Consider the following 16,843-nt stretch of genomic DNA (forward strand, 5'->3'; position numbering starts at 1 on the left):
TCAATTGGTCGAAATCGAATTGGCTGTTTACATGATTTGACAGGTAAGGCATTCTGGAAATTTAAACATTCATATCGATGAATAACTCTAACGATCCGCTTCGTTTCACCTCCGCGCATATTATGGCTCTGAAATATTATTCAATACTTTTGCGCAATACTTTGGTCTTGAAATTAAATGACCAACTGATCCAAAGCCTTGGTATTAAAACTGACAAGTTGGTCAAGATGACCTTTTTTTACCTTGTTTGGCCATTTTGGATCAGCAAGTAGCGCTCGACCAACGGCTACAAGATCGAAGCTTCCTTGATCAATTCCTTTACTCAGCGCATCCACATCAACCGACGTATTCGAATCCGGTGATTCTTCACGAGTAAAATGACCAGTACGAAATTCTTTTTCCAAACCAACGCTACCTACAGCAATCACAGGTTTTCCTGACAATTTACTGGTCCAGGCTGCAAGTGAGTCAGTTGAGCCTTCAAATGCCGGCTTAAATAACTTTCTGGTGCTCGGGTGAAAATAATCTACTCCTGCATTGACCAAAGCAGTCAGAATCGTAGCTAGCTCTTCTGGATTCTCGGCGATTTTTGCATCGTAATCTCCCAGCTTCCACTGTGAAAATCGAAATGTTACCGGAAAATCCGCGCTAACTTTAGAACGCACAGCTCTAATAACCTCCACGGCAAAATGCAAGCGATTTTCCAGGCTTCCACCATATCTATCATGACGCTGATTAGTCTTTTCCCATAGAAATTGGTCAATCAGATAGCCATGTGCACCATGTACTTCCACACCATCAAAGCCCAATCTTTCAGCATCTGCAGCTGCTTGCGCATAAGCGGTAACGACATCATCGATGTCTTGCTGACTCATTGCCTTTACTACTTCCAGACCATCTTTCTCTACTGCCATTGGCCCATAACCCGGAACAGTGATGTCTGGTTCTACACCCGGTTGCCTTGCTGCTCCTACGTGCCAAATTTGCGGGATAATCTTGCCACCCACCTCATGTACGGCATCAACAACTTTCTTCCAGCCATTAAGAGCCGCTTCGCCGTGGAATGCCGGCACTCCGGCATATCCATTAGCAGCAGGATGACCAATATAGGTGCCTTCTGTAATAATCAAACCAACACCGCCTTCAGCACGTCTTTGGTAGTAAGTTACTACTTTATCGGTAGGTATGCCGTTCGGAGATTTGTTTCTGGTCATTGGTGCCATTACGATACGATTTGAAAGCTTGCTTTTACCAAACTGTATGGATGAAAAAAGCGCTTGTTTTGAGTTATTTTGAGGCGTGGTCATTATTGTTACCTTATAAAATATGTATGAGTCGTGATTGAACAAAAACCGTAATATTTTTTTGTTCACGGTTTTAATAAAAATACAGATTCTGTATTTTGTGGCTAAAAAAATCTTCGCTAAAAATTAAGACAGCCCCCAAAGTAAAAGCTTTACAAAACCAGATTCTAAATAAAAAATATTGAGCAGGTTATAATTTGACTACCGATTAAATGCTGTTCCCCTAACCAATTACGTAGTTTATATAAATAGCTACCATTTACCAACAACAGACCTCTTATGTTGACTAATTGGAAGCCGTCTGATCTACTGAAGTATTAAAAATTAATACCACTATAATCTCAAACCTTGGCTTATTCAGTACGGTAACGCACACAGAGCATTGTTGATTTAGAGACGGTTAAAAAATAGGTCTCGTAGCGAAGAAAAACCGTTTTAATCATATTTATTAGTTAATTGATATAGATAGTTTGTGTACTTAACGAAAATAAGCTGCAAATCAGGCAGAAATTGCTTTTCCGCAGTCGATTTTCTATTCTCGGACAGCCTTCTGGTAATTAGTCAGGTAAAATTAGCACTACAAGCCTTAAATTTCTGATATAACATCTGACAAAATCAGTATGATTTAATACCAGGATCTGTTGATTGTTCGGCGGCATTTACCTTATCCAGACAGGATAGTTGACGCTTTACCAATCCGGGAGAATAAGTCGTTTTGAATGAGATGAAACGGATAAAATTAGGCGATGAAAAGTAAACTTGTATTTTGACAAACCTAAAAAAAATTGTCTGGAGCATACATAGCCCTACCAGCAAAAATCTCCGCCAAGATTAAAACATTAGGGCGCTCCAAAAACGGGTTTGGTTATTAGATTCACGCGCGTTGTGATGCCTTGAGCATGCCTTTAAAATTCATACTGACAGACGGACAGGCAGCTGAATGCAGACAAGCAATATCTTTACTCGAAAATTGTTAATGCTTCAGCCGTTTTAGAAGAAAAACCTGCTACACAAACCAGTTTCGGGAGTAGTTAGAAAGTCATGAAATAAAAGCGATTATCTCACCTAAATCGAACCGGAAAGAAGTTGTCAATGTGATTATAGGCATTGTAAGAAGCGAAATGTCATTAAATGCAGTTTGATAAACTCAAATATTAACTCAGAGAGTTGTTGCTGCACGATATGAAAAAACTATTCATTACAGGGACACTGTCGCTTTCCCAGAGACTTTTCTGGCTAAGGTAAATCGTTAACAGAACCCAGATTAGTCGTGGACATTATATCTGATAATGACTGCTACATTTTCAGACCATAAAATTGACAGCTAATTGATGATTTTAAAGGTGAGAGTTGGAAATCACTAAAATTTTCTTTATTAAACTTGGTTGGGCGGGGAAATTGATTCCACGTCCATAAGCATTTTTCCTTAAGGTCTACATGCTTATCTTGCTCTTTATTTTAGCTAATGACTACCTCTGTAGAGCCAAGAGAAAATTATCAGCTATTGCGTAAATTTTTAGCGCATCCACACCGGGCAAATTTCAACGCGATCTTATGTAAATCATATCTAAACGTTCAGCGAACTCCACTCGCATAAGCACAGTCGGCCAAAGGAATATTAGACATCTTTCCTAAATAATTGACATAGAATTTGGCTTTGATAGGGTTAAAATAGCGATCTACCTCTGAAAACACGGATAGCCATGACTCCTTATGCCCAATTGCCAAGACACAAGCCTGAAGAATTTTTAAGGACTGTCGGCCTGTCACCAGAAGATTTTCTGCATCTTCACGGTAAGCTGGTGACTTACCTGGACGAACAAAAAGTCCTTAATCCACTGACTAGACGGGGACGAAAAGACTCCAAGATGGCTTTGGAAGACCGCTTGTTACTGACACTCTATTATCTTCGTCACTATCCGACGTTGATAAATCTGGCTGCGGTCTTCGACATCAGCGAATCGTATTGCCATAAAATCTATACTCGCACTGTAAGACTATTGATCAAAATCGAAAAACTGCCCAACCGCAAAGCACTGTTGGAAGATCCCGCAGCTACCGTGGTCATTGATGTTTCGGAGCAGCCTATCGAGCGCCCTGTTAAAAACCAGAAAGCGTACTTTTCAGGAAAAAAAACGCCACACGATCAAAGTCCAACTCGTGATCTGCCTATTGACGATGACTATACTCTCCGTAGTGATAGGTAAAGGTCAACAGCATGATTTTTCGATCTTCAAAGATAGCCGTCTATTGTTACATCCTGATGCCCTGTTGTTGGCGGATTCCGGATACCAAGGGATAAAGAAACACCATCAGAACTCGACTCTACCGGTTAAAAAGAAAAAAGGCCAACCGCTTTCGGCAGAAGACAAAGCCGATAATAAGGCACTATCAAAACAGCGTATTTTTATTGAGCATGTTAATCGCCGATGCAAAATTTTCAGGATTGCCAAAGATGTTTATCGGGGCAAACACAAGCATTACTCCTTGACATGGAATTTAGTGGCTGCTCTTGTTAACTTACGCTATGGCTGTATTTAGGAAAGATGTCTATTGATGTGTTTAAGGTTTGTCTACCTAACCACGTCGTTCCTTTGTGGTTTGGAGGCTTAAAGACTTGGCTTTTATCAAGAAACTCCATTCCATAGCTAACATAACAAATAAGCCGACTATTTTTATAAACTATCTTTGATTTTTTAGATTCTGTTGCTGCACAACTTGTATGCAGCAACAGACAATTGGCACTTTTAGATAACAGTTACGTTTTCTGCTTGTGGGCCTTTTTGACCTTGAGTGACAGTAAACTGTACTTTTTGGCCTTCATCAAGAGACTTGTAGCCACCTGAATTGTTAATTTGTTGGAAGTGTACGAAAACGTCAGGACCTGATGCTTGTTCGATAAAACCGAAGCCTTTATCAGAATTAAACCATTTGACGGTACCAGTAGTGATTGTAGACATAATATAGTCCTATAAATATTAGGTAATAAAGCCATTAAGGCGGATAAAGCTGAGAAATTTTGAAATTACTTAGTGAAACAAGGACGAGCTACTACCAAGAGGAACATCGAAACGGTAAACAGAGGGTAAATCATATTTTCAAGCCTATAATGATTATAAGAATTATTTTACAAATGTCAAATTAATTTTTTGTAGAATTCATGATGAGTACAGTCTAAGCAATCAGGTAATATTAAAAACTTCGTGTTCTTTTTAGTTGTTCGTTTTATGTTGACCCCGGGATATTTTTACAATCTCGGTCTCAATAGCTCAGAACTAATTTATTCGGCCACTCTGATGACTTAAATTTTAATCTAGGAGACTTGCTTATGATGCGTATTTTTTTACTATAGCGACCAATATTACAGTAATAATTAGATCAGTATGTCTTTAGCCTTTTAGTCTTATTTGGCGCTATAAATGCTCAGGGCATGGGTTTAGATCTTAATGCTCGTTTAGTAATGTCCGTTGTATTTATCAACAACTTATTTATAAGCCATTCGCCATATTAGATGAGTGAATTGCAGCGTTACAAAATGTCCGTTGGAACGGGTAATCATGATTGAGACCTACTAAAAAACAACTACCATTGCAAAAGCAACCAAGTCAGGAGACCAAGAGACTGTCCGAGAATAAAAAACCTACTACGGAAAAGCCATTCCTGTCAGAATACCTGCTCATTTTCGTTAAACCCACAAACTATTTATATCAAAAAATCTGACTCAAAATGACTTTCCCTCGCTACTCTACCTATTCTCGGACAGCCTACCAGAATTGCGCTTTGGAACTAAGCCCACACTTTGATATACTGAAAAATCAAGAATTATGTCGATAACTATAATGATGCCAGAAATAAATATTTTTTTGTATCAGAGCAAATGATTAGATTGAGAAATTATTTTCCAGTATAGTAAATCGCTTATATAGATACTGGATAATAAAGCATGCAAAAAACAGCGTTAATAGTCGGTGCAAGCGGCATCGGCGGCAGTAATTTGGCAACTGAACTTATTTCCAATGGCTGGGTCGTCTATGGTCTGGCACGCAATCCGCATCAAGGAATATCAGGCTTGCTCCCGGTAGCAGCAGACCTGCTAGATCCTGCCATCTTGAAAATTGCTTTGGCCAATGTCGCACCAAGTCATGTGTTCATTACCGCCTGGATGCGCCAGGAGACCGAGGCCGATAATATTCGTGTCAACGGTGCCATGGTCCGCAATGTGCTGGCAGCATTGGCTTTGAAAAAATCCGTACACCATGTGGCCTTGGTAACCGGGTTAAAACATTACCTGGGGCCTTTCGAGGCATATGCAAGTGCCGGTACGCTACCAGAAACTCCGTTACGCGAAGAACAACCAAGGCTTCCCGTGGAGAATTTTTATTACGAGCAAGAGGACGAATTGTTCACTGCGGCAGCACGTGACGGCTTCAGTTGGACGGTACATAGACCACATACCATTATCGGCAAGGCAGTCGGTAATGCCATGAACATGGGCACTACGTTGGCCGTGTATGCGTCAATTTGCAAGGAAACCGGCCGGCCGTTTAAATGGCCTGGCTCACAAACTCAGTGGCAAGGGCTATCTGATGTAACCGACGCCCATCAAATGGCCAAGCAACTAGTCTGGGCGGCTGATACCAAAGCGGCGCACAATAGCGCCTTCAATATCGTCAACGGTGATTTATTTCGCTGGCAATGGTTATGGGGCAGACTCGCAAACTGGTTCGGAGTTGAGTCAGTAGGCTTTGTCGGTACAATCCACCCACTTGAGATTGAAATGGCAAACGATAATGCACTGTGGCGCGAGATGGCAAAGCAGTATGGTTTAGCCGAGCCAGATTTAAACAAATTGGCATCGCCATGGCATAGTGACCTTGATCTGGGTCGACCAATCGAAGTAATGACTGACATGGCGCGCAGCCGTAAGCTTGGTTTTACCGGCTACCAAGTAACCGAGGATTCATTTTTCGCGTTATTTTCTCAGCTACGCGCAGAGCGATTAATTCCATAAATCATAACCGCAGCGGCGAACGAAATAAAGCTGATTCACTAATAGTGTGTTTTCGCACTCATCATTATATATTGACGTTATGTAGTCGTTCGTCGTAATCTTGCTATACACACTGGGCATCGGAGCTTTTAACAAGACAAACCTGTAGCGGGTAATCATAAAAGCCAAGCGTTGTTAAAGGAACAGAAGTACCTTTAAACGACCACCTGGTGCACAAACATTCAGCGGTAACCAGGAGTGGCTTGGAAGCGGGGTTTATTTGGACTGACAAACACCCTCTGTTTCAATAACACTATCAATTCAATCCGTCACGATGGCGACACTAAAAATGACCAACTTTGCTGCATCTTTCTCGAACGGCAACAGTTCGAAATCCACTAAACTGCTTAAAGCCGATATTAGCGAGTTAGATACCTAACAACTTGATAAAGGCTTTAATCTGTACTTCATTAAATGGCCAACCCAGCTCTTTTTGGGTTTCCGGATGATATAAAACAGGGATGCGAATGGCATATTTTTCTTGCCATTGATCCTGCTCGGCAATATCTATAATTTCAATCGTGATACCATGATTATCAGGCAAGCAAGCATTGATAATTTCTTGCGCTTGCTCACATAAATGGCAACCGGATGTCCCCAAAAGCAATAGTTGGATCATTAGTGCTTGGTCACTTTATCCAGATAACCCATTAATAAAGCTGATATAACTAGCGTCAGGTGGACAAGAGCAAACCACATAATTTTATCATTATTAACCGTCTCAATATTCATAAAGATTTTTAGCAAATGAATGGATGATATTGCGACTATGGAGGCCGCTACTTTCATCTTTAGAGACCCATAATCATGAGTACCCAGCCAATCCAGCTTCTCGGTTGTCTCACTAATATTCAAACGTGATACAAAGTTTTCATAACCACTAAACATGACAATAATTATCAAATTGCCGACCAAGGTAAGATCGATTAAGGACAGTAACTTTAATACCAGTTGGGACTCGTCAAGCTCCAGGATAAAAGGAATAAAATGATAGAGCTCCTGAAAAAATTTTATAAACAGCGCCACCAAGGTAAGACTTAAGCCCAAATAAACCGGCGCCAATAACCAGCGACTGACATACATTAATCGCTCCATTGTATAGCTTGCTTTCTGTGCTGGTGACATGATTTGTCCTTAATGGTGTAAATGTGCCGATAACCAACGCTCGGCAATTTCTTCGGCGATATCTTTACGCTTGGCGTAATCCTGCAACTGATCTTTATCTATTTTACCTACATTAAAATACTGTGACTGAGGATGGGAAAAATACCAGCCACTGACTGCTGATGCAGGGTACATGGCATAACTTTCAGTAAGTTCTATGCTGGTATTTGCAGTGACATTAAGCAATTCAAACAACTTCGATTTTTCGGTATGATCAGGGCACGCAGGATAACCGGGCGCAGGACGTATGCCTTGATAAGCCTCGTTAATTAACTGGCCGGGATCATAAGTTTCCTCTTCGGCATAACCCCAATAGTCTTTTCTGACGGCTTGATGGAGGTATTCTGCAAACGCTTCGGCTAATCTATCTGCCAATGCTTTAAGCATAATGGCACTGTAATCATCAAGATCTTCCTCAAATTGCTGTAATTTTTCTTCTATACCGATCCCTGTCGTTACTGCGAAAGCACCTATATAATCGGCTTTACCACTATCAAGCGGCGCAATAAAATCAGACAAGCAATAATTGGGCCGTCCTGGTGCTTTAATATTTTGCTGACGTAAATGATGTAAGGTTTCCAACGGTTGCTCGCGGGTATCATCGGTATAGACGATAACATCGTCACCATCACTGTTTGCCGGAAAAAAGCCGACTACAGCTCTGGCAGTCAACCACTTTTCACTGGTAATTTTTTGCAGCATTGCTTTTGCTTCTTCAAACAACTTTCTGGCTTCAACCCCGACCACATGATCGTCCAATATTTTTGGATAACTACCGGCCATTTCCCAAGTTTGAAAAAATGGCGTCCAGTCAATGTATGGCACGAGAGAATCAAGCGGAAAATTATCCAGCACTTTAATACCTAAAAATGACGGCTTAACCGGCTCATAATCTCCCCAGTTAAACTTGTTGCCTCTCGCAGCTTGCAGGGAATGCTGTTTGGTTTTAGCTTCACGACCTTTGTGGCGATCCCTGACTTCTTCATATTCTATGCGTACATTTTTGACAAAGTCATCCTTTAATTCGGTACTTAACAAATTACTGGCCACGCCGACGCCACGAGAGGCATCAGTCACATAAATCGTTGGACCCTTGTTATAATGCGGCTCGATTTTTACTGCCGTATGCGCTCTGGAAGTCGTCGCACCACCAATCATTAACGGAATGGTAAAACCTTGGCGCTGCATTTCTTTGGCGACATGCACCATTTCATCAAGAGATGGTGTAATCAAACCACTTAAGCCAATAATATCAACTTTTTCCAAGCGTGCAGTTTGCAAAATTTTTTCTGCCGGAACCATAACACCAAGGTCAATCACTTCATAATTATTGCATTGCAACACCACGCCAACGATATTTTTGCCGATATCATGCACGTCGCCTTTTACCGTCGCCATGAGGATTTTACCGTTGGTTTTTCTCTCGCTACCCGCTTTATCCGCTTCCATAAACGGCATCAAATAAGCCACCGCTTTTTTCATCACACGCGCTGATTTAACGACTTGTGGCAAGAACATTTTGCCTGCGCCAAACAAGTCCCCGACAACATTCATACCATCCATTAACGCACCTTCTATGACATGCAAGGGTCTTTGCGCTTCCAGCCGTGCTTGTTCGGTATCTTCATCAATGTAATCGGTAATCCCTTTAACCAAGGCATGCTCAAGGCGCTTACTGACCGACCACTCGCGCCACTCCAGATTTTCCTGCCTGACTTCACTGCTACTACCATCACCCCGGTATTTTTCTGCCAATTCCAGTAACTTGTCAGTTCCGCTACCGTCATGGCGGTTTAAGACCACATCTTCTACCGCATTACGTAAATCGTCGGGTATATCGGCATAAATCGTCAGCTGACCGGCATTAACAATCCCCATAGACATACCCGCTTGAATGGCGTGGTATAAAAACACCGCATGGATCGCTTCACGCACCGGGTTATTACCGCGAAACGAAAAAGACACATTGGAAACACCGCCGGAAATAAGTGCGTAAGGCAGCGTTCGCTTAATCTCGTGAGTGGCTTCAATAAAATCCAGCCCGTAATTGTTGTGCTCATCAATTCCTGTGGCGATGGCAAACACATTGGGATCAAAAATAATATCTTCAGGCGGAAACCCGACCTGTTCGGTCAGAATTTTATAAGCTCGCTGACATATTTCGATTTTTCTGGTTTTTGTATCCGCCTGCCCTTCTTCATCAAAAGCCATAACGATAACTGCCGCGCCGTAACGACGCACAAGTTTGGCATGTTTAATAAAAGTGGCTTCGCCTTCTTTTAGTGAAATGGAGTTCACTACACCCTTACCCTGAATGCATTTAAGACCGGCTTCCAAAATCTCCCATTTAGAGGAATCTACCATAATAGGTACTTTGGCGATATCCGGCTCAGAGGCAATCAACATCAAAAAGCGTACCATCGCTTCTTTAGACTCCAACATACCTTCATCCATGTTGATATCGATAATCTGCGCGCCACTCTCAACCTGCTGCTTGGCAACTTCCAAAGCCGTTTCAAAATCACCGGCGATAACCAGGCGCTTGAACGCAGCGGAACCGGTTACATTGGTGCGCTCGCCAACATTAACAAAGAGTGTGTCAGGACCGATAGACATGGGCTCCAGACCCGCCAAGCGACATCTTTTCTCGATTTCCGGAATTATTCTCGGAGGACAAGCTTTAACAGCTTCGACGATAGCTTTAATGTGTGCAGGTGAAGTTCCGCAACAACCGCCAATAATATTCAAATAGCCGCTACGCGCCCAATCAGTCAATTCTTCGGCCATTGCTTCCGGTGACTCATCGTATTCACCAAACTCATTCGGCAACCCGGCATTGGGATGAGCAGAGACATGCGTATCAGCAATCGTTGATAATTCATCTATATATTGACGTAATTCTTTCGCACCCAAGGCACAGTTAAAACCGAAAGATATCGGTTCAACATGTTTTAATGAATTCCAAAAAGCGGCAACGGTTTGTCCAGACAATGTTCTACCCGACGCATCAGTAATCGTACCGGAAATCATCACCGGTAATTTATAGCCGATTTGTTCAAAATATTGTTCAACAGCAAAAATTGCAGCCTTGGCATTTAGCGTGTCGAAAATTGTTTCAATCAGAATAATATCGGCACCGCCGTCAATAAGACCGCGTGTTGCCTCCGTGTAAGCATCAACCAATTGATCAAAGGAAATATTTCTAAAACCGGGATCATTGACATCAGGTGACATTGAAGCCGTGCGATTGGTAGGGCCTAAAACACCGGCAACAAAACGTGGTTTTTCCGGTGTTTTTTTTGTATATTCCTCGGCAGCTTGTTTGGCTAAGCGGGCCGACTCAACGTTAATTTCATAGGCTAACGATTCCATTCGGTAATCAGCCATGGCAATACAGGTTGAATTGAAAGTGTTGGTTTCGACAATATCAGAACCCACTTCAAAATAAGCCATATGAATAGCCTTGATAATATCAGGCTGAGTTAATGACAATAAATCATTGTTCCCTTTGAGATCAACATCCCATTGAGCAAAACGCTCGCCACGATAATCTTTTTCTTCCAGTTTGTAGCTTTGGATCATCGTACCCATTGCGCCATCCAGAAACAAGATTCTTTGGGACATACATTGTTTTAATAATTCTGTTTTGCTCATTGATTGTGCCAAGGGTAGTTATGTCGCGTGAAGATAATCATTGCTTAAAAGACTATCAAGCACTATTATTTTTATCACTATAATTCAGGAGATGAGGATGTCAAAACCAACGATTACTCAAGTCTTTAAAAGTGTTTTATCTGCTTTTATCGGTGTGCAGAGTGAAGACAGCAGAAAAAAAGCTTTCGAACAAGGGTCGCTTTCAACATATATTATTGCAGGATTGATTTGTACCATTCTGTTTGTTATAGCAGTTATTTCTCTTGTTTCTGTTATCGTATAGCTGATTAAGTATCACGAGTTGCAAAAAAAATAAAAAAACTATAAAAAAGCCCAAGCAGAACTTGAGCTTTTTAGTATCAGCTACTTATTATTGTGGCGTTTTGAAGCTTTTCTTTATATTTTGAAACATCTCTTTGAGACCACTAAATAAATTTGTCACTGAAAAATTTTCTTTAGTGATAAGTTTTAAACGGACCACTGCAAGAGCCAGAAAGCCGACAATTGAAGGAGACATTTCTAAATAAAGTGACTTTAATACCCCAATAAATCCCAGGAAATCACCTTCGTTTTTTCTGTCGGCGCCCTGAAGGGATTCATAGTTAGCGCCACCTTCACTTGCCCTGAACGACTCTAAAATATAGATATTGAGGTTGACCAATACCATATTTAAAACAAAAAACCCCACTGCACCAATAGCAACCCACATTAGCACATTACTTACCTTTGCCTTCACAGCTGACTGATAAAACCAGAGCGCTATGAAAATCATCACTATGCCACTTATCATAATTTATACCCCCTATTATATTTATTTATATTTTTGTTAGAAAAAAGTAAAGATAGGTACACTTTAAAATCATATTAGCACCCTCTTTTTCAACAACTTTACATGATTCATATTTTTCACGCCCAGGCGTTGTCTGCTTTTTAATTTCGCCATTTTCGACCAAATATTTAATGGCTATCTTCATTTCTTTGGTTCGACCAACAGAATCCGTTGCTGTTGTTTGCAGAACACCATCGGCTTTAAAATCCCACTCAACAGTAACATTTTTCTTCTCCCCGTCCAATTTAGGTGATTCAGCATATAGCTTCCATTTTCCCAGGATTTCAGAGTTATCTTTTAACGCAACTTCAGCATTCGCCGAAAATGCAAAAAAGAATACTGCCAATGGTAATATTTTAACGTATTTTTTCATTATTATTATTCTCCCCAATCTATCAGCTTCAAAAACAGAATTCAAACTATACCACATCAGTTATCTAGCTTTAACAACAATAGTCAGGAATATTTATTTTCCTGACCATTTTTAATTCCCGCAAACAATAAGCCTTGACTTTAAATCCCTCTAAAGTATCATGCAACTTCCGCTTGCTATGAAATTAGCAATTTTCAAATATAAGAATTACTAGGTAGGAGACACATACATGGGTTTTATTTTAGATTTAACTGAAACACTAAAAACACCAGCTGGCATGGTTGGCGCTGTTGTGGTTGTAGCCGCTGTATACGCACTTCTGAAATGGGTATTCGCAGAACATCCAGACGACGAAAAATAAGCGCAACTAAACAGTTTCGGTTGTTTATAGACCGCTATCTTTCCCCGTGAATAGATAGCGGTATTTTTTTACCTGAATATTTAACCACTTCAAGTTCCTGACTGTATTATAATTTACACATTTTTATTAATGAAATGTATAAATTCATAATCAATAAAATCCTGGCGCTCTACTCTAAACAAGTCCCTGCAACAGGTATTGGCTTGTTCAGGCTTTTTTACGGACTGGTCGCTTTACAGGAAATTTTTTTCCTGCTTTATTTCAACCATTTAATATTCGATCCTATCCCCTATATAGACGTTGAATTCCCCATGATTCCGTTTTTTTTATGCCTTTGGGGAATTATTGCCAGTTTTATTATCATTGGCTATCGCTATCAATTTGCTGTTATCAGTAATTACGTCTTCTGGATTATCTTCGTAAATTTCACACCCATGCAACGTGATTTTGACGGGGGGTTTGATTCATTTATGACCGGCGCCGGTTTTTTTCTGCTTTTTATGCCAGGAGACCGCGCATTTTCGATAGATAACCTAAGACATAAACTCAGTACACCGTTTACCCATTACAACACCTATTCAAAGCCAACAGTTTCCGGACTCGTTTACTACTTACCAGTCCTGATTTGCCTTGGCTTTCTCTATTTTGATTCGGCTGTCCATAAATTGTTTGCCGAACACTGGCGAAACGGTCTTGGCTCTTGGCTACCATCAACACAACCCTATTATGTTTCCGCTATCGACATGTCGTTTTTGTTGAATAACGAACTCCTACAAAAAACCATAGGCTATGCCATACTAGTCTTTCAATTTACCTTTTTATTCTTTTTTTCAAATCGCCGATTACGTAGCGTTTATTTATTCGTAGGTCTTGGCATACATCTGGGTATTACCCTGTCGTTAAATATCTATCCTTTTGGCATGGGGATGTTGATATTTTATTTACTACTGGTGCCTTTTAGCTGGTGGCGTGCAATCGGTAAACAACTAACTGCGAAACAACCATCACTAACCGTCTTCTTTGATCAACAATGCCCTTTGTGTAATCGTACGGCACTTATTCTGAATCATTTCGATATATTTAACTGCATAGACTTTAAAAGCGCTCAAGATCATGCTGCACACTATCCGGCAATGACGGCAATACCCTCCGAAACGCTGTTACTGGATTTATATGCTCTGGACAACGAAAATCGCATTTATTCAGGCGTTAATACTTATATCCAAATACTGAAAAAGATGCGTTATTTATATCCCATCGGGCTTCTTTTAAGCTTGCCTGGAATCCATACTCTGGCGATAACAAAGTACCGGGTTATAGCTGACTCACGTGCCAGGATCACTTGTACAACTGACTGCCTTATATCGCCGAAACTGCAAGACAACAATTGGTATCATCGAATTTTTGAATCTTTTGCCAGCCAAAAACCCAAAGCATTCTCCAGAAAGTTGGCAAAAATACTCATTGCTTTAATCCTGTTACAATTAAACAGTACAATTCATTATGCACTTATTTACCGATTGAATTTAGAGGTAAAAAACAATCCGGTCAGCGCACCTGTTGCTGAAGCCAGTAATGCGCTTATTATGATATCGCTGACCTTTTTTGGGATTACTCCACACGCCCTCTACCTGCATGATCATTTTGCCGGCTATGACCATATTTTAGCAATCACCTATACTGATCAAAATGGCATTGAACGCTGGTTACCGTTTGTTAACGAAGAAGGACGCTTGCTTGCGCCAAACTGGGGCCGCGTTCATTCCATGTGGGCTAATATTGCCGTCACACCTACTATCAACAAGACCCGTTTACAAAAATTTATCATGAAAGTAACGGCTTTCTGGGGGCAAAAAACAGGCTTAAATCTCGATAAAACAGTCTTTCATATCAAGATGAAAAAAATTAATGCACCGACTTATTGGGTTCATGATCAATTACATCAAAATTTTTCAGCGCCATGGACCACCATAGGCACAGTCAAATGGACAAATCATTTAATTTCTTTCGACTTACCTGACAATATAAATTCATTATAAGTGCCCAGTAGGCGGTCCGAGAATAAGAGCCGTAGAGAGAGCTATTTTGAGTCAGATTTTTTGGTTATTTTAGGCAAATAGTTGTTCTATTAAACGAAAATGAGCGGAAAACAGAGCCAAAATAGCTTTTCCCCAGCAGATTTCCTATTCTCGGACAGCCTCATGGAGCAACTAATATGGTTTTTATTATTGCATCATCATTCCAGTCATGTTATAAATTGTCCGTGCTTTTTTACAAATTAGCGCACAATAAATAAAATAATTTAAAACCGTTTGGAGGATATATCATGAAAAAAATCTTAGCTCTTTTAGCAATGGCATTAATGATTGTTGGTTTGTCTGGCTGCATAGACAACCCGGATGATTCAAAGCAAAAAGTTTCTAGTTCTATTGCACTATAAACAAAAAACTTTTGTAAAAACAGAAAGCCCGGTCCTACCTCCGGGTTTTCTGTTTATATCATATTAAAGCTTTAGCAATCCTTGAGTAAAACACTCAACAATCATTACACCAAACGCCCCCATAAATCATAGTCATCCGCATCTTCAATTTCAACATCAACAAACTCACCGACGTTAAGATGTGTGGCACCATCAATAAATACCTGACCATCTATTTCAGGCGCATCCGATTTACTTCTGGCAACCGCACCTTCTTCTACTACCTCATCAATAAGTACTGTTTCAATTCTGCCTATGCGTTGTTGTAAACGCTCAGCACTAATCTCGGCCTGATGCGCCATAAAACGCGCCAACCGCTCTTGCTTGAGCTCTTCAGGGACCAAATCCGGCAAATCATTGGCAACGGCCCCTTTTACCGGAGAATAAGCAAAACAACCTACTCTATCCAGTTGTGCTTCCGTCATAAATTGCAATAATTGTTCAAACTCCTGATCAGTCTCCCCCGGAAATCCGACAATAAATGTACTGCGTAGAGTAATATCAGGACAAATTTCCCGCCACGCCTTAATTCGTTCCAAATTATTTTGGCTGGCCGCTGGACGCTTCATTAATTTAAGAATACGGCTATTTGCATGTTGAAAAGGAATATCCAAATAAGGCAAAATTTTTCCTTCTGCCATCAATGGAATCACTTCGTCAACATGAGGATACGGATAAACATAGTGCATACGCACCCAGATATCCAAATCACCCAAAGCCTCGGCTAAATCATAAAAACGCGTTTTAACAGAACGCCCTTTCCATTCCCGACTTTGATATTTTAAATCCAAACCATAAGCACTGGTATCTTGTGACACCACCAACAATTCTTTTACGCCTGCATTTGCCAGTCGCTCCGCTTCCAACAAGACATCATCAATGGGTCTGCTAACCAGATCTCCACGCATTGACGGGATTATGCAGAACGTACAACGGTGATTACAACCCTCGGATATTTTTAAATAGGCATAATGAGCCGGCGTTAACTTTATTCCCTGAGGCGGTAACAGACTGGTAAAAGGATCATGTCTGGGTGGTAAATATTGATGCACAGAAGCCACGACTTCTTCTAATGCGTGCGCACCCGTGACTTTTAAAACCTGAGGATGACGCGCCCTGATTTCATCTTCACGGGAACCCAAACATCCGGTAACAATTACTTTACCGTTTTTTGCTAAAGCCTCACCAATACTATCTAGTGATTCTTCTACCGCAGCATCAATAAATCCGCAGGTATTAACAATCACTAAATCAGCATTCTGGTAAGTCGGTGAAATGTCATAACCTTCTGAACGAAGCTGGGTTAAAATTCTTTCGCTATCAACTAGCGCTTTCGGACAGCCTAAACTAATAAAGCCGACAGTGGGGATCTTTGTCATAAATATGTGTAAGGTATAGAAGTAGAGTAATGTTTTTTTGATAATCAGACGCAAAAGTTGTCATCATGCCGATAAACTCACTAGCGCTTGAATTTGCTTTTTATTGACGAACTAAAGCCGTCATTCTATCACTTTAGGCGATATCCAAGCATGAATATACCAAAATTACACAGAGTTTTTATTCATTTCCAAAAACGGCAAGGATAGATAGTTAAGACTAAAAACCCTGGATTCACGGTATTCCTGTAGA

At 40.7% G+C, this 16,843-nt stretch carries 14 protein-coding genes; 6 read left to right on the top strand and 8 right to left on the bottom strand.

What is annotated here, in order from left to right:
• Positions 1-173 precede the first annotated feature (173 nt).
• Positions 174-1,307: an NADH:flavin oxidoreductase gene (locus tag KKZ03_RS18100; protein WP_243218175.1), complete on the bottom strand. Its 1,134-nt coding sequence runs from the start codon at positions 1,305-1,307 to the stop codon at positions 174-176.
• Positions 1,308-3,007: 1,700 nt separating this feature from the next.
• On the opposite strand from KKZ03_RS18100, the gene KKZ03_RS18105 reads away from it, so the two are divergent.
• Positions 3,008-3,511, top strand: a complete 504-nt coding sequence (locus tag KKZ03_RS18105; protein WP_243217091.1) for a transposase family protein — start codon at positions 3,008-3,010, stop codon at positions 3,509-3,511.
• Positions 3,465-3,845 carry a transposase family protein gene (locus KKZ03_RS18110; protein WP_243217090.1) on the top strand — a complete coding sequence of 127 codons (381 nt, stop codon included), beginning with the start codon at positions 3,465-3,467 and terminating at the stop codon, positions 3,843-3,845. The genes KKZ03_RS18105 and KKZ03_RS18110 overlap by 47 nt, the downstream gene beginning before the upstream one ends.
• 206 nt (positions 3,846-4,051) lie before the next feature.
• On the opposite strand, the gene KKZ03_RS18115 is transcribed toward KKZ03_RS18110, so the two are convergent.
• On the bottom strand, positions 4,052-4,264 hold the full coding sequence (locus tag KKZ03_RS18115; protein WP_305852357.1) for a cold-shock protein: 213 nt from the start codon (positions 4,262-4,264) through the stop codon (positions 4,052-4,054).
• A 983-nt stretch (positions 4,265-5,247) separates the two neighbouring features.
• Here KKZ03_RS18115 and KKZ03_RS18120 point away from each other — a divergent pair.
• Positions 5,248-6,315, top strand: a complete 1,068-nt coding sequence (locus KKZ03_RS18120) for an SDR family oxidoreductase (protein WP_243218176.1) — start codon at positions 5,248-5,250, stop codon at positions 6,313-6,315.
• A 406-nt stretch (positions 6,316-6,721) separates the two neighbouring features.
• Here KKZ03_RS18120 and KKZ03_RS18125 read toward each other — a convergent pair whose 3' ends face one another.
• The 3 genes from KKZ03_RS18125 to metH are packed head-to-tail and all read right to left on the bottom strand — an operon-like array spanning position 6,722 to position 11,172.
• Positions 6,722-6,973, bottom strand: a complete 252-nt coding sequence (locus KKZ03_RS18125; RefSeq protein ID WP_243218177.1) for a glutaredoxin family protein — start codon at positions 6,971-6,973, stop codon at positions 6,722-6,724.
• Positions 6,973-7,479, bottom strand: coding sequence for a TIGR00645 family protein (locus KKZ03_RS18130; protein WP_243218178.1), 507 nt, complete (start codon positions 7,477-7,479; stop codon positions 6,973-6,975). Before KKZ03_RS18130 ends, KKZ03_RS18125 begins: the two co-directional genes overlap by 1 nt.
• Before the next feature lie 9 nt (positions 7,480-7,488).
• Entirely contained in the window at positions 7,489-11,172 is a 3,684-nt protein-coding gene (gene metH / locus KKZ03_RS18135) for a methionine synthase (RefSeq protein ID WP_243218179.1), read from the bottom strand.
• Between the two features lie 97 nt (positions 11,173-11,269).
• Between metH and KKZ03_RS18140 the strand changes: the two genes are divergently transcribed.
• A complete protein-coding gene (locus KKZ03_RS18140; protein ID WP_243218180.1) occupies positions 11,270-11,455 on the top strand; it encodes a DUF2970 domain-containing protein in 186 nt (61 codons plus the stop codon).
• An 87-nt stretch (positions 11,456-11,542) separates the two neighbouring features.
• On the opposite strand, the gene KKZ03_RS18145 is transcribed toward KKZ03_RS18140, so the two are convergent.
• Complete coding sequence (locus KKZ03_RS18145) at positions 11,543-11,962, bottom strand: hypothetical protein (RefSeq protein WP_243218181.1); 420 nt, start codon at positions 11,960-11,962, stop codon at positions 11,543-11,545.
• Between the two features lie 25 nt (positions 11,963-11,987).
• Positions 11,988-12,374 (bottom strand): Hsp70 family protein, encoded by a 387-nt coding sequence (locus KKZ03_RS18150; protein ID WP_243218182.1) that lies wholly within the window; start codon positions 12,372-12,374, stop codon positions 11,988-11,990.
• A gap of 229 nt (positions 12,375-12,603) precedes the next feature.
• On the opposite strand from KKZ03_RS18150, the gene KKZ03_RS21855 reads away from it, so the two are divergent.
• The gene (locus KKZ03_RS21855; RefSeq protein WP_256451981.1) at positions 12,604-12,735 is read left to right on the top strand and encodes a hypothetical protein; all 132 of its coding nucleotides are present in this window, start codon (positions 12,604-12,606) and stop codon (positions 12,733-12,735) included.
• A 134-nt stretch (positions 12,736-12,869) separates the two neighbouring features.
• Positions 12,870-14,774: a DCC1-like thiol-disulfide oxidoreductase family protein gene (locus tag KKZ03_RS18155; protein WP_243218183.1), complete on the top strand. Its 1,905-nt coding sequence runs from the start codon at positions 12,870-12,872 to the stop codon at positions 14,772-14,774.
• A gap of 505 nt (positions 14,775-15,279) precedes the next feature.
• Here KKZ03_RS18155 and rimO read toward each other — a convergent pair.
• Positions 15,280-16,593 (bottom strand): 30S ribosomal protein S12 methylthiotransferase RimO, encoded by a 1,314-nt coding sequence (rimO, locus tag KKZ03_RS18160; RefSeq protein WP_243218184.1) that lies wholly within the window; start codon positions 16,591-16,593, stop codon positions 15,280-15,282.
• Between the last annotated feature and the right edge of the window lie 250 nt (positions 16,594-16,843).

The sequence above is a fragment of the Methylobacter sp. S3L5C genome (assembly GCF_022788635.1).
In the GTDB taxonomy this organism is placed as follows: Bacteria; Pseudomonadota; Gammaproteobacteria; order Methylococcales; family Methylomonadaceae; genus Methylobacter_C.